At 70.2% G+C, this 20,829-nt stretch carries 21 protein-coding genes; 9 read left to right on the forward strand and 12 right to left on the reverse strand.

The window, feature by feature from the left end; genetic code table 11:
- Window positions 1-508: 508 nt before the first annotated feature.
- The gene (locus ACIBKX_RS00005; protein ID WP_363275269.1) at window positions 509-1,150 is read right to left on the reverse strand and encodes a DNA-3-methyladenine glycosylase; all 642 of its coding nucleotides are present in this window, start codon (window positions 1,148-1,150) and stop codon (window positions 509-511) included.
- 161 nt (window positions 1,151-1,311) lie between these two features.
- Between ACIBKX_RS00005 and ACIBKX_RS00010 the strand changes: the two genes are divergently transcribed.
- From ACIBKX_RS00010 to ACIBKX_RS00020, 3 genes are all read left to right on the forward strand, one after another.
- Entirely contained in the window at window positions 1,312-2,094 is a 783-nt protein-coding gene (locus ACIBKX_RS00010; RefSeq protein WP_363275271.1) for a sporulation protein, read from the forward strand.
- A gap of 48 nt (window positions 2,095-2,142) precedes the next feature.
- Complete coding sequence (locus ACIBKX_RS00015) at window positions 2,143-2,682, forward strand: YbhB/YbcL family Raf kinase inhibitor-like protein (protein ID WP_363275272.1); 540 nt, start codon at window positions 2,143-2,145, stop codon at window positions 2,680-2,682.
- A gap of 147 nt (window positions 2,683-2,829) precedes the next feature.
- Entirely contained in the window at window positions 2,830-3,336 is a 507-nt protein-coding gene (locus tag ACIBKX_RS00020; RefSeq protein ID WP_363275273.1) for an HNH endonuclease, read from the forward strand.
- A gap of 75 nt (window positions 3,337-3,411) precedes the next feature.
- Here ACIBKX_RS00020 and ACIBKX_RS00025 read toward each other — a convergent pair whose 3' ends face one another.
- The 3 genes from ACIBKX_RS00025 to ACIBKX_RS00035 form a co-directional block, all read right to left on the reverse strand.
- On the reverse strand, window positions 3,412-4,356 hold the full coding sequence (locus tag ACIBKX_RS00025) for an SPFH domain-containing protein (protein WP_363275274.1): 945 nt from the start codon (window positions 4,354-4,356) through the stop codon (window positions 3,412-3,414).
- 126 nt (window positions 4,357-4,482) lie between these two features.
- Complete coding sequence (locus tag ACIBKX_RS00030) at window positions 4,483-4,911, reverse strand: NfeD family protein (protein ID WP_363275276.1); 429 nt, start codon at window positions 4,909-4,911, stop codon at window positions 4,483-4,485.
- Window positions 4,912-4,993: 82 nt separating this feature from the next.
- Complete coding sequence (locus tag ACIBKX_RS00035) at window positions 4,994-5,791, reverse strand: ABC transporter ATP-binding protein (protein ID WP_363275277.1); 798 nt, start codon at window positions 5,789-5,791, stop codon at window positions 4,994-4,996.
- A gap of 121 nt (window positions 5,792-5,912) precedes the next feature.
- Between ACIBKX_RS00035 and ACIBKX_RS00040 the strand changes: the two genes are divergently transcribed.
- Window positions 5,913-6,695 carry a hypothetical protein gene (locus ACIBKX_RS00040; RefSeq protein WP_363275278.1) on the forward strand — a complete coding sequence of 261 codons (783 nt, stop codon included), beginning with the start codon at window positions 5,913-5,915 and terminating at the stop codon, window positions 6,693-6,695.
- A gap of 77 nt (window positions 6,696-6,772) precedes the next feature.
- On the opposite strand, the gene ACIBKX_RS00045 is transcribed toward ACIBKX_RS00040, so the two are convergent.
- From ACIBKX_RS00045 to ACIBKX_RS00055, 3 genes are all read right to left on the reverse strand, one after another.
- Window positions 6,773-7,018, reverse strand: coding sequence for a chaplin (locus tag ACIBKX_RS00045; protein WP_363275279.1), 246 nt, complete (start codon window positions 7,016-7,018; stop codon window positions 6,773-6,775).
- A gap of 170 nt (window positions 7,019-7,188) precedes the next feature.
- The gene (locus tag ACIBKX_RS00050; protein ID WP_363275280.1) at window positions 7,189-7,848 is read right to left on the reverse strand and encodes a response regulator transcription factor; all 660 of its coding nucleotides are present in this window, start codon (window positions 7,846-7,848) and stop codon (window positions 7,189-7,191) included.
- Window positions 7,841-8,986 carry a GAF domain-containing sensor histidine kinase gene (locus ACIBKX_RS00055; protein WP_363275281.1) on the reverse strand — a complete coding sequence of 382 codons (1,146 nt, stop codon included), beginning with the start codon at window positions 8,984-8,986 and terminating at the stop codon, window positions 7,841-7,843. The genes ACIBKX_RS00050 and ACIBKX_RS00055 overlap by 8 nt, the downstream gene beginning before the upstream one ends.
- 193 nt (window positions 8,987-9,179) lie before the next feature.
- Here ACIBKX_RS00055 and ACIBKX_RS00060 point away from each other — a divergent pair, with 193 nt between their 5' ends.
- The 3 genes from ACIBKX_RS00060 to ACIBKX_RS00070 all read left to right on the forward strand — a co-directional run bounded on the left by ACIBKX_RS00060 (window position 9,180) and on the right by ACIBKX_RS00070 (window position 11,987).
- Window positions 9,180-9,887 (forward strand): SDR family oxidoreductase, encoded by a 708-nt coding sequence (locus tag ACIBKX_RS00060; RefSeq protein WP_363275282.1) that lies wholly within the window; start codon window positions 9,180-9,182, stop codon window positions 9,885-9,887.
- Window positions 9,884-10,978 carry an S-adenosylmethionine:tRNA ribosyltransferase-isomerase gene (locus ACIBKX_RS00065; protein ID WP_363275283.1) on the forward strand — a complete coding sequence of 365 codons (1,095 nt, stop codon included), beginning with the start codon at window positions 9,884-9,886 and terminating at the stop codon, window positions 10,976-10,978. The genes ACIBKX_RS00060 and ACIBKX_RS00065 overlap by 4 nt, the downstream gene beginning before the upstream one ends.
- Before the next feature lie 295 nt (window positions 10,979-11,273).
- Window positions 11,274-11,987 (forward strand): transglycosylase SLT domain-containing protein, encoded by a 714-nt coding sequence (locus ACIBKX_RS00070; protein ID WP_363275284.1) that lies wholly within the window; start codon window positions 11,274-11,276, stop codon window positions 11,985-11,987.
- A 135-nt stretch (window positions 11,988-12,122) separates the two neighbouring features.
- On the opposite strand, the gene ACIBKX_RS00075 is transcribed toward ACIBKX_RS00070, so the two are convergent.
- Window positions 12,123-14,681: an FHA domain-containing protein gene (locus ACIBKX_RS00075; protein WP_363275286.1), complete on the reverse strand. Its 2,559-nt coding sequence runs from the start codon at window positions 14,679-14,681 to the stop codon at window positions 12,123-12,125.
- 274 nt (window positions 14,682-14,955) lie between these two features.
- On the opposite strand from ACIBKX_RS00075, the gene ACIBKX_RS00080 reads away from it, so the two are divergent.
- Together ACIBKX_RS00080 and serB are read left to right on the forward strand one after the other, a co-directional pair.
- Window positions 14,956-16,641 (forward strand): streptophobe family protein, encoded by a 1,686-nt coding sequence (locus ACIBKX_RS00080; RefSeq protein ID WP_363275287.1) that lies wholly within the window; start codon window positions 14,956-14,958, stop codon window positions 16,639-16,641.
- A 223-nt stretch (window positions 16,642-16,864) separates the two neighbouring features.
- Window positions 16,865-18,085 carry a phosphoserine phosphatase SerB gene (serB, locus tag ACIBKX_RS00085; RefSeq protein ID WP_363275288.1) on the forward strand — a complete coding sequence of 407 codons (1,221 nt, stop codon included), beginning with the start codon at window positions 16,865-16,867 and terminating at the stop codon, window positions 18,083-18,085.
- Between the two features lie 103 nt (window positions 18,086-18,188).
- Here the strand turns inward: serB and ACIBKX_RS00090 are convergent, their stop codons facing one another.
- The 4 genes from ACIBKX_RS00090 to ACIBKX_RS00105 all read right to left on the reverse strand — a co-directional run bounded on the left by ACIBKX_RS00090 (window position 18,189) and on the right by ACIBKX_RS00105 (window position 20,723).
- Entirely contained in the window at window positions 18,189-18,707 is a 519-nt protein-coding gene (locus tag ACIBKX_RS00090) for a histidine phosphatase family protein (protein ID WP_363275289.1), read from the reverse strand.
- An 88-nt stretch (window positions 18,708-18,795) separates the two neighbouring features.
- Complete coding sequence (locus ACIBKX_RS00095) at window positions 18,796-19,020, reverse strand: hypothetical protein (protein ID WP_363275409.1); 225 nt, start codon at window positions 19,018-19,020, stop codon at window positions 18,796-18,798.
- A 168-nt stretch (window positions 19,021-19,188) separates the two neighbouring features.
- On the reverse strand, window positions 19,189-19,305 hold the full coding sequence (locus ACIBKX_RS00100) for an SGM_5486 family transporter-associated protein (RefSeq protein WP_363275290.1): 117 nt from the start codon (window positions 19,303-19,305) through the stop codon (window positions 19,189-19,191).
- Window positions 19,306-19,406: 101 nt separating this feature from the next.
- Entirely contained in the window at window positions 19,407-20,723 is a 1,317-nt protein-coding gene (locus ACIBKX_RS00105) for an MFS transporter (RefSeq protein WP_363275291.1), read from the reverse strand.
- Window positions 20,724-20,829 lie beyond the last annotated feature (106 nt).

The following is a 20,829-nucleotide window of genomic DNA, read 5'->3' on the forward strand; positions in this document are numbered from 1 at the left end:
CAAGAGGAGGAATAATCCCCTTATTCACAGCGTCCTCGCTGATGTTGCCACCCACAATCAAGGGGTGGACTTTTCAAAGGAACCGCGTCCGACCATGACGGCCGAGACGGGGTTGTCAATCTGGCGTTGACTTTTGGCACGCTGTTGAGTTCTCAAGGAACGGACGCTTCCTTTGTACTCACCCTCTCGGGCTTTCCTCCGGGCGCTTCCCTTCGGTATTTCGTGTTTCCAACCTTACCAGATCCGTTTTCCGTTCCGTTCCCGGTTCGGATTTCATTTCCGGTGGCCGTTGGAGGGCCTTTGCCTTTCGGCGTGTTCACTACGTTAGCGGATTCCCTCCGCAACTCATAATCGAGTTCCGCGAGTTCGAATTTCGGCATGCAGACATGCGAAATAAGACCCCGCCGAGGGGAAGTCGTAGGTAGTGGTTGGCCGCTTCCGGCTGCTGGCAGATTGCCGTACCCGGGTCAAGCGGCTCGGGCTACATTACGGACCCCCCAAGGCCGCGTCAAGTTGAACGGCGCCTCGGCGTATGGGCCCGATAAGGGCTCACCGTCGGGTCGTTGGGGGTCCAGTAGCGCCACGGGTGGACGGCGCCGGCCCCGCCGACTCCCGTGCGCGGGCCGTTCCTGACCTGGTCGGCGTCGACCGGAGTGCCGGCGAGCAGGGTGAGAGGGGCGGCCGGGCCCGCGCAGAGGTCCGTGCCGTTGAGGCCGCGGTCCACGTCCAGGGCTGTGGCCAGGCGCGCCGGGCCTTTGGCCAGTTCCTTGTCGTTACGGGCCGAGAGTCGACGTTTGCGGGCCAGCTCGGCGCCCGTCGTGATCTCCCCCGCGCGGAGCAGGACTCCGCTCGCCATGCCTTCCGGGCCGCACACCACATTGAGGCAGTGCCACATGCCGTAGGTGAAGTAGACGTACGCGTGTCCGGGCGGACCGAACATCACGCTGTTGCGGGCGGTGGGCCCGCGATAGGCGTGCGACCCCGGATCGATCTCGCCCGCGTACGCCTCCACCTCCGTCAGGCGCAGCTCGATCGGGCCGTCCGGTGAGTTGCGTACGAGGAGACGGCCCAGGAGATCCGGGGCGACCTCGAGGACAGGGCGGTCGAAGAAGTCTCGGGTGAGGGGCGTACGGTCAGGGGCCGCGATCATGGCGTCCGAGCCTAGTGGAGACGGTCTGTTCGGGTGGGTGGCCACCGGGCGGACGTATTGCCAGGGTGAGGGCGCGGAACCGGACGTGGGTCCACCGCGTTTGTAGGGATCAAAGATTCAAGTCGTGTTCGAGCCACAGGCGGTGCCTGGGGAGGAGAGTCATGGGGTTCAAGAAGCTGCTTGCGAGCCTGGGTGCCGGCGGTGCCTCGGTGGAGACGGTGCTGACCGAGGTCAACGTCGTACCGGGTGGTGTCGTCCAGGGTGAGGTGCGGATCCAGGGCGGCTCCGTGGACCAGGAGATCGAGGGGCTTTCCGTCGGTCTGCAGGCGCGCGTCGAGGTCGAGGGCCAGGACCAGGAGACGAAGCAGGACATCGAGTTCACCAAGCTGCGGCTCGGCGGTGCCTTCACGCTGCAGGCCGGTCAGGTGCACGCGGTGCCGTTCGGGCTCGAGATCCCGTGGGAGACGCCGGTCACGAGCATCGACGGGCAGCAGCTGCGCGGCATGAACATCGGTGTGACCACCGAGCTGGAGATCGCGCGCGCCGTGGACTCGGGCGACCTCGACCCGATCAACGTGCACCCGCTGCCGGCGCAGCAGGCGATCCTGGATGCCTTCATCCAGCTGGGCTTCCGCTTCAAGAGCGCGGACATGGAGCGCGGCCACATCCGCGGGACCCGGCAGAAGCTGCCGTTCTACCAGGAGATCGAGTTCTACCCGCCGCAGCAGTACCGCGGCCTGAACCAGGTCGAGTTGAGCTTCGTCGCGGACGACCGCGAGATGGACGTCATCCTGGAGATGGACAAGAAGCCGGGCCTCTTCAGTGAGGGCAGCGACTCCTTCCGTTCGTTCAAGGTCGGGCTGAACGACTTCCAGGGCACGGACTGGGCGGCCTACCTGAACGAGTGGCTGTCCCAGGTCGGCAGCAAGCGCAACTGGTTCTAGGCTCGGAGCGGATCAGCGAGAGCCAGCCATCAACCAGGAGGTGCCGACGTGACCGAGCCCAAGAGGCCGCCGCTTCCCCATGACTTCCACCCGCCCGTGCCGTCGTTCGCGGTCGTGAGCGAGGACTTCGAGCCGGGTGCGGTCCTCAAGGACGCTCAGGTCTACGCGGCAGGGAACACCTCGCCGCAGCTGCGGTGGGAGGGGTTCCCGCCGGAGACCAAGAGCTTCGCCGTGACCTGCTTCGACCCGGACGCCCCTACGGGTAGTGGGTTCTGGCACTGGACCGTCTTCGACATCCCGGCGTCGGTGACCGAGCTGCCGGGCGGTGCGGGCAGCGGCAAGTTCGAGGGGCTGCCCGAGGGCGCGGTGCAGGTGCGCAACGACTACGGGACGAAGGACTTCGGGGGCGCTGCCCCGCCGCCCGGCGATCCGGCGCACCGCTACGTGTTCACCGTCTATGCGGTGGATCAGGAGAAGCTGGGGCCGGATTCGGACGCTTCTCCCGCTGTCGTCGGCTTCAACCTGCGGTTCCACACGCTCGCGCGTGCGCAGGTTCTCGCCGAGTACGCCGCCCTTCCCGAGAGCTGAGCGTTCACGGAACGTTTGCCCGCTCCTGGTCATGGAAGTGATCAGGAGCGGGCATTTTTATTGCGTTGTCCATCTCGGCGCGCCCGGCCAGAGTTGATCCAAGCCCGCCAGGGGGTGGGCCGGTGCATACGGGAGGTGGGCAGGTTGATGCGGGACACGCTGGTGCTGAACGCGAGCTTCGAGCCGCTCTCGACGGTGACGCTCAACCGAGCCGTCGTCTTGGTGCTGCAGGACAAGGCCGTTGTCGAGCAGGCCCACCCCGGACTCCGTGTGCGCGCGGCCGCCGTCGACATACCGGTGCCCCGAGTGATCCGGCTCTGCAGGTACGTACGGGTGCCGTTCCGAAGACAGGCTCCGTGGTCGAGGCGCGGTGTGCTGGTCAGGGACCGGCACCGGTGCGCTTACTGCGGCAGGCGCGCGACGACCGTGGACCATGTGGTTCCGCGGGCGCAGGGTGGTGCGGACTCGTGGTTGAACACGGTCGCCTCGTGTGCGACGGACAACCACCGGAAGGCGGACCGTACTCCGGAGGAGGCGGGTATGCCGTTGCTGCGGCAGCCGTTCGAGCCGACGCCCGCCGACGCGATGCTGCTGACGCTCGGGCGGGAGGAGTTGGCCTCGCTGCCGGACTGGCTTGCGCAGCCCGCCGCGTGAGCCGGCAGGACGTATGTGAAGGGGCCCGCCTCTCCTTGAGGGAGGCGGGCCCCTTCGCATGCCGTACGAGACGACCTAGTCGATCCGCGGCTGCTCTCGGCGCTCGGCGGCGGCCGGTGCGGCGGGGCCGCCCGAACCGCCGCCCAGCGGGCCGAAGTTGCCGAGGGCGCCGCCGAGGCCCTTGAGGGCGTCGCCGATCTCGCTGGGGACGATCCAGAGCTTGTTCGCGTCGCCCTCGGCGATCTTCGGGAGCATCTGGAGGTACTGGTAGGAGAGGAGCTTCTGGTCCGGGTCGCCGGCGTGGATGGACTCGAAGACCGTACGGATCGCCTGGGCCTCGCCCTCGGCACGCAGCGCGGCGGCCTTGGCCTCACCTTCGGCGCGCAGGATCGCGGACTGCTTCTCGCCCTCGGCGCGCAGGATCTCCGACTGCCGGACACCTTCGGCCTGGAGGATCGCGGCGCGCTTGTCGCGGTCGGCGCGCATCTGCTTCTCCATCGAGTCCTGGATGGAGGTCGGCGGCTCGATCGCCTTGAGCTCGACGCGGTTGACGCGGATGCCCCACTTGCCGGTGGCCTCGTCGAGGACGCCGCGCAGCGCCGCGTTGATCTCCTCGCGGGAGGTCAGGGTCCGCTCAAGGTCCATGCCACCGATGATGTTTCGGAGGGTGGTGACGGTGAGCTGCTCGATCGCCTGGATGTAGCTGGCGACTTCGTACGTCGCGGCCCTGGCGTCGGTCACCTGGTAGTAGATGACCGTGTCGATGTTGACCACCAGGTTGTCCTGGGTGATCACCGGCTGGGGCGGGAAGGGGACGACCTGTTCACGGAGGTCGATGCGGTTGCGGATCGAGTCGATGAACGGGACGACGATGTTCAGGCCCGCGTTCAGCGTCCGGGTGTAGCGGCCGAAGCGCTCGACGATGGCGGCGCTCGCCTGCGGGATGACTTGGATCGTCTTGATCAGGGCGATGAAGACCAGCACCACCAGAATGATCAGGACGATGATGATTGGTTCCATCGTGGTTTCCCCGTACCCCTCTTGCCTCGAAGATCTTGATGGTCGAGTCTGTCAGACGGCCGCACGCCCTGTGATGCATTCACGTCACGCCCTCAGGCGCATTCGTACGACGAAGGCCGTCACCCGTCACATGACGACGGCCGTCGCTCCGTCGATCTCCACCACGTCGACCTCGCGCCCCGCCTCGTAGCTCTGGTCCTTGTCCAGTGCGCGTGCCGACCAGATCTCGCCGCCGAGCTTGATCCGTCCGCCGGAGCCGTCGACCCGTTCCAGGACCACGGCCGTCCTGCCCTTCAAGGCTTCCACCCCCGTGGCCAGTTCGGGCCGTTGAGTGCGGTGCCGGGCCGCCACCGGGCGTACGACCGCGATGAGCGCGACCGATACGGCGGCGAAGACGACGACTTGAAGCACCGTGTCGCCGCCGAGGCCCGCGGTCACGGCGCCCGCGACGGCTCCAACGGAGAGCATGCCGAACTCCGGCATCGCGGTCAGTACGAGCGGGATTCCGAGCGCGGCGGCGCCGATCAGCCACCACACCCATGCGTCGATGTCCACATGGTCATGGTAGGACCGCGCGACCTTCTCGGACAGGGCACGTGATCTATCGGCCGGAGCGGGCCGGCTGCGCGCGCCGGGGTCAGCCGAGCGGCAGGCCCTGGGCGCTCCAGCGCTCGCCACGCTCCTCGACCACGAGGGGCAGGCCGAAGCAGAGGGAGAGATTGCGGGAGGTGAGCTCGAGCTCCAGCGGTCCCGCGGCCATGACCTTGCCCTGACGGATCATCAGGACGTGGGTGAAGCCGGGGGCGATCTCCTCGACGTGGTGCGTGACCATGATCATGGAGGGGGCGATCGGGTCGCGGGCGAGGCGGCCGAGACGGCGGACGAGGTCCTCGCGGCCGCCGAGGTCGAGGCCCGCGGCGGGCTCGTCCAGGAGCAGCAGCTCGGGGTCGGTCATCAGGGCGCGGGCGATCAGGGTGCGCTTGCGCTCTCCCTCGGAGAGGGTGCCGAACTTGCGGTCCAGGTAGTCGCTCATGCCGAGGCGGTCGAGGAAGGCGCGGGCGCGCTGCTCGTCGACGTCCTCGTAGTCCTCGTGCCAGCCGGCCGTCATGCCGTACGCCGCGGTGAGCACCGTCTGCAGGACGGTCTGGCGCTTGGGCAGCTTCTCGGCCATCGCGATTCCGGCGACGCCGATGCGGGGGCGGAGCTCGAAGACGTCCGTGCCGGGCTTGCCGAGGGTCTCGCCGAGGATGGTGGCGGAGCCGCTGCTCGGGTGGAGGTAGCTCGACGCGACGTTCAGGAGGGTGGTCTTGCCCGCGCCGTTCGGCCCGAGGATGACCCAGCGCTCCCCCTCCTTGACCGACCAGGAGACCTGGTCCACCAGAGCCCGGCCCTCGCGGACCACGGATACGTCCTCCAGCTCCAGTACATCGCTCATGAGCGCGCTGTCTCCCATTGCAGTCTCGGTCGTCGCTCGCGCCGGTGGACGCGGCCCCCGGATAAAACCTACGCCACCGGTCGAGCGGTCCTGCCCTTAGCCCGGTCCTTAGGCTGTACGCATGCTCTCGGAACCACGTTCAGGACGCTTGGCGGCATGGGGAAATGCCCTTCTTGCCGGACTTGTCTCGCCGGATGAGGCGGTGCTCGCGGTGGTCGGCGACGACGCCGTGCACCGGGTCGAAGGCCTTCCCGGCGAGTCGGGGCCCGTCGGTCTCACGCTCGCCCTCGGGCGGTTGCGCGCGCTCGGCGTGACCGGGCTGCGGGTCGCGCTGCCCGCGCCGGGGCATCCGCTCGGGCTGAGCGGGCCGCCCGCCTTCAACGCGCGGGCCCTCGACGCGGAGGAGGCCGTCGTCGCGTTCGGCGCGCCGTACGGGCTCGTTCCCGAGGTGTACGAGGCGGGGCCCGCCGGCGACGTCCATGTGGAGGTCGTCTGGCACTGCCTGCCCGTGCGGGAGACGCCGCCCGCCGATGTGCCGTCGCTCGGTGAGGCCGAGCGTGAGCTCGCGGAGGCCTTGCGGGAGGCGACGGAGGTGCTTTCGCGGCTCGACGTCGCGGGCTCGGGGCCGGTCGCGGAGGCCGCGGTGGACGCGTATCGGGCGCGGGCCGAGCGGGGGCGGGAGGCGCTCGCCCCGGGGTATCCGCCGCGGGCGGTACGGGTGTTGGAGCTGGCCCAGCGGGTCGGTCTGCTGATCTCCGTGGCGTACGAGAACGGGCACGGGGGTGCGGTGAGCGCCTCGGAGATGGCCGCTCGGGGAGAGGCGCTGCGGCCGGTGGAGCGGACCGCTCGGCGGGCTCAGGTGGCGGCGTACAACGCGTACGTGGAGGAGCGGGAGCGGGGCTGAGGGGTGCGCCTCGGACGCCAGACCGGCCTCCCAGGAGATGCCCGGGAGGCCGGTGGTCAGTGCTGGACCCGCGTTCGTCAGCCGTTGAAGCCGTCGTTCGCGAAGGCCGGGTTGAGGGCACCGATGACGGTGGCGGTGTTGCCCACGGCGTTCACCGGGACGTGCACCGGGACCTGGACGAGGTTGCCGGAGCCGACGCCCGGGGACTTCACGGCCTTGCCGTCCGCGTGCGCACCGTCCGTGGCGGAGGCGAGACCGGCGCCGGCGGCGACCAGGCCACCGGCCACCATCGTGATGGCCGCGGCCTTCTTCAGGTTCTTCACTTCTGGACCCTCCTGGTGATCGCTGCGGCCAGCCGCCGCAGCACGCACTGGAGAACGGCTGGGCGGCCCGCAGGATGCGCCAAATGGGGGACATCCACACGACGGTATGAATCTCAGCCCGGAACGCGACGGTCCGCTCTGACCGCCGGAGGTGTGCGCCGGAGCGAGGATCAGCCGGTCACACCATGTCGCACGGCCCACAGGGCGGCCTGAGTCCGGTCGGCGAGGTCCAGTTTCATCAGGATGTTCGAGACGTGGGTCTTGACGGTCTTCTCGGAGAGGACCAGGGCGCGGGCGATCTCCCGGTTGGAGCGGCCGTCGGCGATCAGCCCGAGCACCTCGCGCTCGCGTTCGGTGAGCGAACCGCCTCTCCCCTGCCCGGTGTTGGCCTCCTCCTGGGAGAGCAGCGCGCCCGCCACCTCGGGCTGGAGCAGCACATGCCCGGCGTGCACCGAGCGGATGGCGCCGGCGAGGGCGTCCGGGTCGACGTCCTTGTAGACATACCCGGCGGCGCCCGCGCGCAGGGCCGGGACGACCGTGCGCTGCTCGGTGAAGCTGGTGACGATGAGCACGCGCGCGGGGTTGGCCAGTTCGCGGAGCTTCCGCAGTGCGTCGACGCCGTCCATGCCCGGCATCTTGACGTCCATCAGGACCACGTCCGGCTTCAACTTCTCGGCCTGCGCGACCCCTTCGGCGCCGTCCGACGCCTCTCCGACGACCTCGATGTCGTCCTGCACCTCCAGGAACGTACGCAGACCGCGGCGGACCACCTGGTGGTCGTCGACCAGCAGCACCCGGATCCCTGCCTTCTGTGACACAGCGTCAGCCACCGGGAACCTCCATCTCGATCGTCGTGCCCTTGCCGGGCTCCGATTCCACGGTCAGCCGTCCGCCGACCCCGCCTGCCCGGTCCCGCATGGAGACCAGGCCCAAGTGCCGTCCCGCACGGCGGATCGCCCGTGGGTCGAAGCCGCTGCCGTCGTCCGTGACCCGCAGGACCGCGCCCGTCCCGTGCCGTTCGAGTGCCACGGAGACGCGCTCCGCCCCGGAGTGGCGCAGGGCGTTGTGCAGGGCCTCCTGGGCGACCCGCAGCATGGCCTCCTCCTGGGCGGCGGGCAGGGCGCGAACTCCGCAGCTCTCGAAGGTGACTTCGGCGGAGTGCGCGCGGTCCAGGACCTGTGTGTGCGTGCGCAGCGTCGCCACCAGACCGTCCTCGTCGAGGGCCGCGGGGCGCAACTCGACGACGGCGGCGCGCAGTTCGTCCGCCGCCTCGGCCGCGAGCACCGCCACCTGCTGGAGTTCGCCCTTGGCGCGTGACGGGTCGCGGTCCACCAGGGCGGCCGCGGCCTGGGCCGTCAGGCGCAGCGAGAAAAGCTTCTGGCTGACGGCGTCGTGCAGTTCATGGGCGAGGCGGGAGCGCTCCTCGGCGATGGTCAGCTCGCGGCTTCGTTCGTAGAGCCGTGCGTTCGTCAGGGCTATGGCGGCGTGCTGGGCCAGGATCGACAGGAGTTCCTCGTCGTCCGCGGTGAAACCGCAGCCGCCCTCGGGCTTGGGGCACTGCTTGTTGGCGAGGAAGAGCGCGCCGAGCGTCTCGTCGCCGGACCGGATCGGCAGGCCCAGGAAGTCGGACATGTCGGGGTGGGCGGACGGCCAGCCCTCGAAGCGGGGGTCCTTGCGCACGTCGGCGAGGCGCTCGGGCTCGGCCTTGTGCAGCATCGAGGCCAGGATTCCGTGCTGCCGGGGCAGCGGGCCGATGGCGCGCCACTGCTCCTCGCTGACGCCGTCGACGACGAACTGGGCGAATCCTCCGTGGTCGTCGGGGACGCCCAGCGCGGCGTACTCGGCGTCGAGCAGCTCGCGGGCCGAGGCGACGATCGTCTTGAGGACGTCGCGCACCTCCAACTGCCTGCTCATGGCGAGAAGCGCGGCACTCACCGCGTTCAGACCGGACCTGGGGCCTTGACTCATGACCTCACGGTACCGGCGGGGTGTGACAGCGCGTATCCGACCTGTGGTGGCCGCCGCCTAGGGCCGTGGGCGTAGGCCGAAGGACCCTGCGCCGGCCGGGCCCGCGCCCGAGGCGTCCGGGGCCCGGCCGTTCCTACGGTGGGGTCATCCGCTGGAGAAGCGGTTGCCCGCGCGACCCGAGGGGACGGACGTCATGCCGGTAGCGATCATCACGGGGGCTTCGAAGGGGCTGGGGCGTGCGCTGGGCGCGGCGCTGGCGGAGCGGGGCTGGGATCTGGTCCTGGACGCCAGAACGGCGGCAGTGCTCGAAGAGTCCGCGCGGGGCCTCGCGCAGCACGGCGCGCGCGTGCAGGCCGTCGCGGGAGATGTCGCCGACGCCGGGCACCGGACCGCCCTGGTTGCCGCCGCACGCGGTCTCGGCGGTCTGGATCTGCTGGTGAACAACGCGTCGGCGCTGGGTGCGGAACCGCTCGTACGCCTGGCGGAGCTGACCCTCGACGGTCTTCGGCAGGCCCTGGAGACCAATGTGGTGGCGGCCCTGGGGCTCACCCAGGAAGCGCTGCCCTTGCTGCGCGCCTCGGAGGCGGGGGCCGTCCTGAACGTCAGTTCCGACGCGGCCGCGGAGGCGTACGAGACGTGGGGCGGCTATGGCGCCTCCAAGGCCGCACTCGACCACCTCTCCGCGGTGCTCGCCGTGGAGGAGCCGGGGCTCCGGGTGTGGGCCGTCGACCCCGGGGACATGCGGACGGACCTGTATCGGGCGGCCGTCCCGCTGGACGACGACTCGGAGCGGCCGCCGCCCGCGACGGTGGTGCCCGCCTTCCTGCGGCTGCTCGACGAGCGCCCCGCGAGCGGCCGGTACGCCGCTCCCGCCCTGCTGACCCCGCGGGACGTGCGATGACGCTCGCGGTGCGGGTGCCCGATGAGCTGGCGGCTCGGCTGCCGGCCGAGCAGCGCGGCCGGGGGCTCGGCAGGGACGCGGTGCGGTTGCTGGTGTCGCACGGGGCGCAGGTCTCGCACCACGCGTTCGCCGGGCTGCCCGCGCTGCTGCGGGCCGGGGACCTGCTGATCGTCAACACCTCTCAGACGCTGCCCGCCGCCGTCGACGGAACGCTCGGGCACGCACGCGTGGTGGTGCATTTCTCGACGCGGGGCGAGGACGGCCGCTGGGCCGTCGAGTTGCGGGATCCCGATGGAAGGGGCACCACGCGCGCGCGTGCGGGCGGGCCCGCGGATTCAGTCGTGCGGCTCTCCGGAGACGTACGACTCGTACAGGAGGAGCCGCTGCGGGAGGGGAACGGGCGGCTGTGGTGGGCGCGGGTCTCCGGAGGCACGGACCTGGACGTCCCCGAGCTGCTGCGTCGCCACGGGCGCCCCATCCGTTACTCCTATACGGAGCGGGACCAGCCGCTCTCCGTCTATCAGACGGTGTTCGCGCTGCCGTCGGACGACGGTGACGGCAGCGCGGAGATGCCGAGCGCCGCGCGGCCCTTCACCGCGCGCCTGGTGGCCCGCCTGGTCAGCCGGGGTGTGCAGTTCGCGCCGGTCACCCTGCACACGGGGGTCGCCTCGCCCGAGGCGCACGAGCCGCCGTACCCCGAGCGCTTCGCGGTGCCGCAGACGTCGGCGCGGCTGATCAACGCGGCACGGGCGGGCGGCGGCCGGGTCATCGCTGTCGGTACGACGGCGGTGCGTGCCGTCGAGTCGGCGACGGGCACGGACGGGGTGGTCCGGGCGGCCGAGGGGCGTACGGAGCTGGTGGTGACACCGGAGCGGGGCGTACGCGTGGTGGACGGGCTGCTGACCGGGCTGCACGAGCCGGAGGCCTCGCATCTGCTGATGCTGGAGGCCATCGCGGGCCGGGCCGCCGTGGACCGCGGATACGCGGAGGCGGTACGGCGTCGCTACCTCTGGCACGAGTTCGGCGACGTCCACCTCATACTCCCGGAGGAGACCCCTCACGCTGAGAGTTGCTGCGGCAACTTTTGGTGAGGGTGTTACGTGCTCGATGTGAGGCCGCGCATAGGACCCACATCACGTACGAAGGTCCCTAGTGGATAAGGAAGCCCTTTACCCGCAGGGGGTGCGTGGCCGCCGACGCCCTCGGCGCACCCCCTGATCCACTACCCGGCATCGTATGTCACTGCTTTGCCACAGAATTTTGCTGCCGCTAAGAATTGCTCCCGTCGCTCGGCGCCGCGGTCTCGCACCGCGGCGTTTGTGCCGGAGAAGCAATGTCCCCGACCGGACCAGAGCGACCTCCGCGATTTGAAGAGGTCCATCTGTCATGCCCAAGCACAGCACCCCTGGTCATAGTCGTACCGCTCTGACCAAGACCCAGAAGTTCTCGATCGCCGGTGTCGCCACGCTCGGCGCCGCCGCCCTCGCCTTCTCCCTCGTGCCGGGCAGCGCCGACGCCGGAACCCAGAACGTCGAGGCCGCCCCGGTGGCCTTCAAGCAGAACGTCGACGCCCAGCAGGCCGTCGAGGCCGGTGTCATCAAGCAGCACACCGCCGCCGACAAGCAGGCCAAGGACGCCGTCGAGGCCAAGAAGAAGGCCGACGCCGAGGCCGCCGCGAAGAAGAAGGCCGCCGAGGAAGCCGCGGCCAAGAAGAAGGCCGAGGACGAGCGCAAGGCCAAGGAGGCCGCGAGCCGTGCCGCCGCGCGCAAGCCGGTCTACGCGAACAACCTCGACGGCTGGATCCGCCAGTCCCTGGACATCATGAAGTCCAAGGGCATCCCCGGTTCCTACGAGGGCCTGCACCGCAACATCATGCGTGAGTCCACGGGCAACCCGAACGCCGTCAACGGCTGGGACATCAACGCCATCAACGGCACCCCGTCGATCGGCCTGCTCCAGGTCATCCAGCCGACGTTCAACGCGTACCACGTCGAGGGCACGTCCACGAACATCTACGACCCGGTCGCCAACATCACGGCCGCGGCCAACTACGCGGCCGACAAGTACGGCTCGATGGACAACGTGAACGGCGCCTACTGAGCCTTGATCGCCTGATCAACGGACCTCTTCAGCCGCGAAGGCGAGGCCCACGGACGCCGAAGGGCGGCACCCCCCAGGGGGTGCCGCCCTTCTCCGTATGTCCCGGGAGTCACACGATGCCCGGGAGTCACGGGGTCACTTGCGCATGACCTCCGGCTCGTGGCGGCGCAGCAGTCGCGCGACCGCGAAGCCGCAGGCGATGCCGATCAGGAGCAGGATCGTGATGTTCAGACCCCACTGCCCGGCCGAGTGCTCCCACAGCGGGTCGAGATCCGTGGGGTTCTTCGGGTCCCACGGCGGCATCAGGTGCGCGAGGTCCAGCGTGGAGCCCGCACCGGCGATGGCCCAGCGCGACGGCATCAGCCAGGCGAACTGCTCAAGGCCCGGCGAGCCGTAGACCTGGAAGAGCACGCCGGTGAAGACGACCTGGACGATCGCGAACATCACCAGGAGCGGCATGGTCTTCTCGGCGGTCTTCACCAGCGAGGAGATGACCAGACCGAACATCATCGAGGTGAAGCCCAGGGCGATGATGACCAGGCAGATCTCGACGGCCGGGGGCATGATCAGGCCCTCTTCCGGCATGTCGCGCGTCGCGAAGCCGATGCCGCAGATGATGACGCCCTGGAAGGCCGTGATCACGCCGAGCACGATGACCTTGGACATCAGGTACGCCGAGCGGGACAGGCCGGTGGCCCGTTCCCGTTCGTAGATGACCCGTTCCTTGATCAGCTCACGTACGGAGTTGGCCGCGCCCGAGAAGCACATGCCGACCGCGAGGATCAGCATGATCGTGCCCGCGTCGCCGTTGAACTTCGACGGCGGCTTGGGCGGGCCGAGCCCGAAGTCGGCCGGAATGACGACACTGACGATGCCGAGGACCGCGGGCAGGATCACCATCAGGCCAAGGAAGCCCTTGTCGGAGGCGATCACCGAGGTGTAGCGGCGGATCAGGGTCCACAGCTGGGAGCCCCAGCCCTGCGGCTTGGGCGGCCGGACCGCCTGCGGCGGCGGCATCTGTACGGACTGCGCGGCGACGGCGTCGATGTCCGCGGCGTACATCTGGTAGTGCTGCGAGCCCTTCCAGCGGCCCGCCCAGTCGTAGTCGCGGTAGTTCTCGAAGGCGGAGAAGACGTCGGCCCAGGTGCTGTAGCCGAAGAAGTTCAGGGCCTCCTCGGGCGGACCGAAGTACGCCACCGAACCGCCCGGCGCCATCACCAGGAGCTTGTCGCAGATCGCCAGCTCGGCGACCGAGTGCGTGACGACGAGGACCGTACGGCCGTCGTCGGCGAGGCCGCGCAGGAGCTGCATGACGTCGCGGTCCATGCCCGGGTCGAGGCCGGAGGTCGGCTCGTCCAGGAAGATCAGCGACGGCTTGGTCAGCAGCTCCAGGGCCACGGAGACACGCTTGCGCTGGCCACCGGAGAGGGAGGTGACCTTCTTCTCCTTGTGGATGTCCAGCTTGAGCTCACGAAGGACCTCGTCGATACGGGCCTCGCGCTCGGCCTCCGCGGTGTCACCGGGGAAGCGGAGCTTGGCCGCGTACTTGAGGGCCTTCTTGACGGTCAGCTCCTTGTGCAGGATGTCGTCCTGCGGGACCAGACCGATGCGCTGGCGCAGCTCGGCGAACTGCTTGTAGAGGTTCCGGTTGTCGTAGAGGACGTCACCCTGGTTGGCGGGCCGGTAGCCGGTGAGCGCCTTGAGCAGGGTGGACTTGCCGGAGCCCGAGGGGCCGATGACCGCGATGAGCGACTTCTCCGGGACGCCGAAGGAGACGTCCTTGAGGATCTGCTTGCCTCCGTCGACCGTCACCGTCAGGTGGCGGGCGGAGAAGGAGACCTCGCCGGTGTCGACAAACTCCTCGAGGCGGTCGCCGACGAGGCGGAAGGTCGAGTGACCGACGCTGACGATGTCGTTCGGGCCGATGAGGGCCGAGCCCGACTTCGCGACCGGCTGGCCGTTGACGTACGTGCCGTTGTGCGAGCCGAGATCGTGGATCTGGAAGCGGCCGTCCGGAGTGGCCGTGAACTCGGCGTGGTGCCGCGAGACCTGCAGGTCGGAGACGACCAGCTCGTTCTCCAGGGCACGACCGATGCGCATCTTGCGGCCGAGCGAGAACTGGTGGAACGTCGTCGGGCTGCGGTCCCCGTAGACCGGCGGTGCCCCCGCGGCGCCACCGGAACCCGCGCCGGGGCCCTGCTGCTGCGGGACCTGCGGCTGCTGGGGCTGCTGCTGCCAGCCCTGCTGCTGGGGCATCTGCTGCTGTGCCTGGTACTGCGGGGCCTGCTGCTGGGCCTGCTGCTGGGCCGCCCAGCCGGGAGCCTCCTGCTGCGGAGGCGCCTGCTGGGCCGGGGCCTGCTGGGCCGCCTGCTGCGGTGCCGACACGGCGGCGTCGCCCGCGACGCTCCCGGACACGTTGAGCCGCGGACCGTCGGTCGCGTTGCCGAGGTTCACCGCCGAACCGGGACCGATTTCCATCTGGTGGATCCGCTGGCCCTGCACAAAGGTGCCATTGGTGCTGCCGTGGTCCTCAATGACCCAACTACGGCCGCTCCAGCTGATCGTCGCGTGCCGCCAGGACACCCTGGCGTCATCAAGCGCGAGATCTCCCTGCGGATCACGTCCGAGGGTGTACGACCTGGACGGATCGAGCGTCCAGGTCCTGCCATTCAATTCCAGTACGAGTTCCGGCACTCCAGCCCCACTGAGTTGTCCCCCGAGCTAGCCCCCATCGATGGGGAGTCTAGGGATGTCGAACATCGGGAGGAACTATTTCAGGCGGAGGCCTCTGACCGAAAGTCGGGCCTTGTGAAGACTGCGTACGGGCCTCTGAGGTTGCCCCGTTGACGGGGCAGAAATCCACCCGGAGAGTAGTAACCACCCATCAGTGCATACGGATCATGCGCATTGCGCACATCTCGCACGAACGGGGCCATGCTGTGCGGGGGCCGGCAAGTCGGGGGGCGTGATGGAGACCGGCGGCAAAGGGGTCGAGGTCCGCGGCGTGCGCTGGGGCGACGTGCTGCTCTCCGCGATCGCCGCGGTGAGCTGGGCCCTGGTCGGGATGGCCGGCACGGCGGCGCTGGGGCTGCATCTGCTCGGCGCGGACGCGGTCGGCTCGCTCGGACCGATGACCGCCGCGGTGGTGGCGCTCGGCGCGGGCGGTTCGGTCACCCCGTCCGGCGACGTATCGGCGTTCGGCCTCGAAGGCGCCGAGGCGACGACCGCGATCGACATCGCGCCACTGGGCGTCGGGCTCGCGGGGGCGCTCCTGCTGTCGTACTTCTTCTTGCGTTCCCTGCGCGGGGCCGGGGCCACGATCACCGCCGCCGAACTGGCGGCGCGTGCGGGAGCGGTGGTGGCCCTCTTCCTGGCGATGCTCGCGGGTCTCGCCTGGGCGGGTCACGACATCATCACGATCGACGGCGATCAGCTGGGCATCGACAAGGGGATCGACGAGGGCATCGACCAACTCCCGGACGACATCACGGACAAGTTGCCGGACGGGCTCGGTGACATCGGCGGTCTGCTGCCGGACCGGCTCGGCGATCTCGCGCAGGCGAAGGCGGCGGTCGGCTTCACCGTGGACACGGGGCCGACGCTGTTCGGGGGTGCGGTGTGGGTGGTCGGCGTCCTGCTGATCGCGCTGCTGGCCTCACGGCGTACGCCGCTGCCGGGGTCCTTGTCCTTCGTGCACCGTGCCGTGCGGCCCGCGGTGTCCGCGCTGGTCGGGGTGGTGCTGATGGCGGTCGCGGCGGGGCTCGCGGCCGCGTTGTACGCGATGATCGGCGACGACAACCCCAAGCTGATCGCGGGGGCCGCGCTGCTGGGGGCGCCGAACGGGGTGTGGCTCGGTCTGCCCATCGGGCTCTTCGTGCCGTGGGACGGCGAGGCGACGGGGCAGCTGGGGAAGCTGCTTCCGGATCCGCTGGACGACCTTCTGGCGGGCGGCTCGGGGAACGAGTCGGTGACGCTGGGGCGGCTTGCCGAGCTTGACGGGCGGGTCTGGCTCCTCGGGGTCGCCGCGGCGCTGATGATGCTGTTCGCGGGGGTGCTTGCCGCGGTGCGGTCGCCCTATGTGCGCGGTGAAGTGGGCGTTGTGGGGTTCGCCGGGCGGTGTGCGGTGCGGCTGGGGGCCGTGACGGCGGTGGCGCTCGTGCTGATGGTGTGGCTGACGGGGGTCTCCGCCGACGCGTCGCTCTCGGTGCTGGGGTTCGACGCGTTCGGGGCGGGAATCGAGCTGCACGGGCAGCTGGGGATGGCCTTGGTGCTCGGGGCGGTGTGGGGGGCTGGGGCCGGGGCTGTCGGTGCGTTGCTCGCCGTGGCCAGTGGGGCTGCGGGGGAGCGGGTCGCGCCGCTGGCACGCGGGGCGGGGGTGGCTGCTGAGGCGCCGGCCCCTTCTGAGGTGGGGACTTCCGGTCCGTACAGGCCGAGCGAGCCGTACCGTCCGGCCAACCCGGACACGAATCCGTACCTGCGGCCGCCGAAGGATGTGTCCGGCGCGCCGACGGTGGTGGGGCCGATTGGTCCTCCCCCTTCCCCCGGGCCGAAGCCGCGCTCCTCCGGCAACGGGGACTGGCCGCCGCCTCCGCCGCCTCCCCCACCGCCGCCTTCGCCGGGGACGGGGCCGCGGGGCCCCCGCCGGGGGCGGTAGCGAACGCCGCTCTGCCGGCAACCCGGCACCGGGGGTCGTGCCCACCCGTTCCGCCGTGCGGAACGCCTGACCACAACGGGGACGGATGGTCGAGTGGACCGGCGCGCCCTGCGCTGCCGGGCCTGCAGACGAGGACCCGCGCCCCACCGGCGAGGTGCCACGTGTCCGGCACGCGGACCACCCCCGCGGGCCGCCGCGGACTGCGGATACGGTGGGGATCACCATGAGCGCTTCGCAGCCCCCAGAGACCCCCCTCGCCGACACCCCGACGCTCCTCGTCAAGATCTTCGGCAAGGACCGTCCCGGCCTCACCGCCGGCCTCTTCGACACTCTCGCCGCCTACTCCGTCGACGTCGTCGACATCGAGCAGGTCGTCACCCGTGGCCGCATCGTGCTGTGCGCGCTCGTGACCGAGCCGCCGGCCGGCATGGAGGGCGACCTGCGGGCCACCGTGCACAGCTGGGCCGAGTCGCTCAAGATGCAGGCGGAGATCATCTCCGGCATCGGCGACAACCGCCCCCGCGGCCTCGGCCGTTCCCATGTGACCGTCCTCGGACACCCGCTCACTGCGGAGTCCACCGCCGCGATCGCCGCCAGCATCACGGCCGTCGGCGGCAACATCGACCGTATCTTCCGGCTCGCCAAGTACCCCGTCACGGCGGTGGAGTTCGCCGTCTCCGGCACCGAGACCGAGCCGCTGCGCACGGCCCTCGCCATAGAGGCCGCGCGGCTCGGCGTGGACGTCGCGGTCGTGTCGGCGGGCCTGCACCGCCGGGCCCAGCGTCTGGTCGTGATGGACGTCGACTCGACGCTCATCCAGGACGAGGTCATCGAACTCTTCGCCGCGCACGCCGGCTGCGAGGACGAGGTCGCCGAGGTGACGGCCGCCGCGATGCGCGGCGAGCTGGACTTCGAGCAGTCGCTGCACGCCCGCGTCGCGCTCCTCGCGGGCCTGGACGCCTCGGTCGTCGACAAGGTCCGCTCCGAGGTCCGGCTCACCCCCGGCGCCCGCACCCTCATCCGTACGCTGAAGCGCCTCGGCTACCAAGTGGGCGTCGTGTCCGGCGGGTTCACCCAGGTCACGGACGACCTGAAGGAACGTCTCGGCCTCGACTTCGCCCAGGCCAACACCCTGGAGATCGTCGACGGAAAGCTCACCGGCAAGGTGACCGGCGAGATCGTCGACCGCGCGGGCAAGGCCCGGCTGCTTCGCCGGTTCGCCGCGGAGGCCGGGGTCCCGCAGGAGCAGACCGTCGCGATCGGCGACGGCGCCAACGACCTCGACATGCTGAACGCGGCCGGTCTCGGCGTCGCGTTCAACGCCAAGCCCGTCGTCCGCGAGGCCGCGCACACCGCGGTGAACGTGCCCTTCCTGGACACCGTGCTCTACCTCCTCGGCATCACCCGCGAAGAGGTCGAGGCGGCGGACACGCACGCCGACTGACCGTCCGGCGGTATCGGCACGACCACCGCCGAATGCAGGACGAAGGACGAAGGGGCCCGTACCACCGCGGTACCGGGCCCCTTCGTCGTACGGAAGGTGTGGGTCAGTCGGAAGGTGTCCAGTAGTCGACGAGGGTGCCGACGCCCGGCTCCAGGGCCTTCCACGATCCCGTGTACGTCAGGACGGCGAAGGCGGAGGTCGGGAAGCCGCGGCGGCGCATCCGCGCCTGGGCGTCACCCTCGTCCTCACCCGCGAGGATGTCGGCCAGGCCCTGGACTCCGGGGTTGTGGCCGATCAGGATCACGTCCCGCACGTCGTCCGGGGTTTCGTTCAGTACGGCGATCAGCTCACCCGGAGAGGCTTCGTAGAGCCGATCCTCGTAGACGGTCCGCGGCCGCTGGGGCAGCTCAGAGACGGCGAGCTTCCATGTCTCGCGGGTCCTGGCGGCGGTCGAGCAGAGGGCCAGATCGAAGGCGATGCCGCTGTCGGCGAGCTTGCGTCCGGCGACGGGCGCGTCCTTGCGACCGCGCTCCGCGAGCGGACGCTCGTGGTCGTCGACGTCCGGCCAATCGGCCTTGGCATGCCGGAAAAGGACAATCCTGCGGGGTTCTGCGACGCTCATGCGTCCCAGCTTCGCATGAAACGCGCGGCCGGGCGCAGGGAGTTGACGCGCTCCCCCGGCAAGGGTGACTGCGTCCGCCGGGAGCCGGTCACGGGGCCGAACCGAAGACCGTCTCCTGGATGCGCTCGAGGAGGTGGGTCACCATGGGCTCACCGCTCGCGGCGTGCGCGTCCGCCGGGTTGAGGATCAGCAGGAGCAGGGCCGCGAAGGCTATGGCCGGGAGGGCGATGGCCCACCAGGGGAGCTGGATCTCGACGCTCGCGGAGTCCTTGGGGGCTTCCAGGTCGCGCCGGGTGTGCGATCGGGCCGACATGCCGCCTCCGTGGTCTTCGAGTGCTCCGCGCCGCGTCTTCGCGGCCACAACTCGAAGGTACGGACTCAGCGACCCTCAGCACATCCGGTGATCCACCCACTTGACCCTGATACTGGCCCCCTAGGGGATGGTGGTGCTAACCCCACCATCCGCCCCGCCGGGGGCAGTTCACGGCGAGGCGACGGAGGCGACGATCCCGATGATCACGGTGATGGCCAGCATCGCGCCGAGCACGAAGAGGAACTTCTTCTGGCCGTTCTGGGGGTTCGGGTCAAGCACTGGCATGGCGACAGTCTCGCACCCTTTGTCCGGCCGTACGCCGCCGGGGTCGGCCGACGGCGTACGGAGCGGTCCGGGGCGCCGCGACCGGGGCGCAGCGTCCGGGGTCAGGCCGCCGCTGCGACCTCGTCCTCGATCGTGCGGTTGCGGCCCGCCAGGACGCCCACCACGATCTGCGGCACCATCAGGGCGGCCATGAGCACGATCGGCAGCTCCCAGCCGCCGCTGTGCTGGTAGAGGACGCCCACCAGGAGCGGTCCCGGGATGGAGATGAGATAGCCCGTGCTCTGCGCGAAGGCGGAGAGCTTGGCGACGCCCGCGCTGCTCTTGGCCCGCATGCCGACCATCGTCAGGGCCAGCGGGAAGGAGCAGTTGGAGACGCCGAGCAGCAGCGCCCAGACCCAGGCACCGCCCGCCGGGGCGAGGTAGAGACCGGCGTACCCGGCGAGACCGCACACGCCGAGGACGACCACCACGGGACCCTGGTTGGGCAGCCGCGTGGCGACCCTCGGGATGACGAAGGCCAGCGGGACGCCCATCGCCATGGTGACGGCGAGGAGCACGCCCGCCTCCCCCGCGGGAACGCCCGCGTCACGGAAGATCTGCGGCATCCAGCCCATCGTGATGTACGCGGCGGTGGCCTGGAGCCCGAAGAAGCAGGCGAGCGCCCATGCCGTACGGCTGCGGGTGATGCGGAGCTCCGCGTCCTCGCGCTGCACGGCGGCCGGGACCTGCTCGGAGGACGCGCCCCGGTCGCGCACCAGCGGCAGCCACGGCACGACGGCGACGACCGCGAGCACCGCCCACACGGCGAGGCCGGTGCGCCAACTGCCGCCCAGCGCGTCGGTCATGGGCACCGTGACGGCGGCGGCGGTCGAGGTGCCGAGGGCCAGCGCCATCGAGTACAGGCCGGTCATCGAGCCGACCTTCTCGGGGAACCAGCGCTTGACGATGACCGGCATCAGGACGTTGCTGACCGCGATGCCCATGAGGGCGAACGCGGTCGCCGCGAGGAAGCCGGCGGTGCCGCCCAGGAAGGGGCGGATCACCAGGCCCGCGGCGATCGCGGCCATGCCCGCGCACACCACCGCGCTGGGACCGAAGCGGCGGGCGAACCGCGGGGCCATGACCCCGAAGATCGCGAAGCAGAGCGGCGGCACGGAGGTGAGCAGTCCGGCGAGCGAGCCGCTCATGCCGAGCCCCACGCGGACCTCTTCGAGGAGGGCGCCGAGGCTGGTGATGGCCGGGCGCAGGTTGAGGGCGGCCAGGATGATGCCGACGGTGACGAAAGTCGTCGCCCACGCGCGCGTGGGGGGCTGTTTCGCCGCGGCACCGCCCGTGGTGCCGTCCGCCGCGTCGGTGTGCGTCGGTGTCCGTGCCGGGGTCGGCGCGGCCGTCATCGTCCTGGATTCCTCACTAGCCATGGGGCCATCATAGAATCATGGGATGATTGGCTGTCCAATCGATTCCGTCACAGCACCCGTAATGTCAGGCCCCGGCCCATCCGTCATCCCGCGTACGAAGGAACGT

The sequence above is a fragment of the Streptomyces sp. NPDC050658 genome, from assembly GCF_044457025.1.
In the GTDB taxonomy this organism is placed as follows: Bacteria; Actinomycetota; Actinomycetes; order Streptomycetales; family Streptomycetaceae; genus Streptomyces.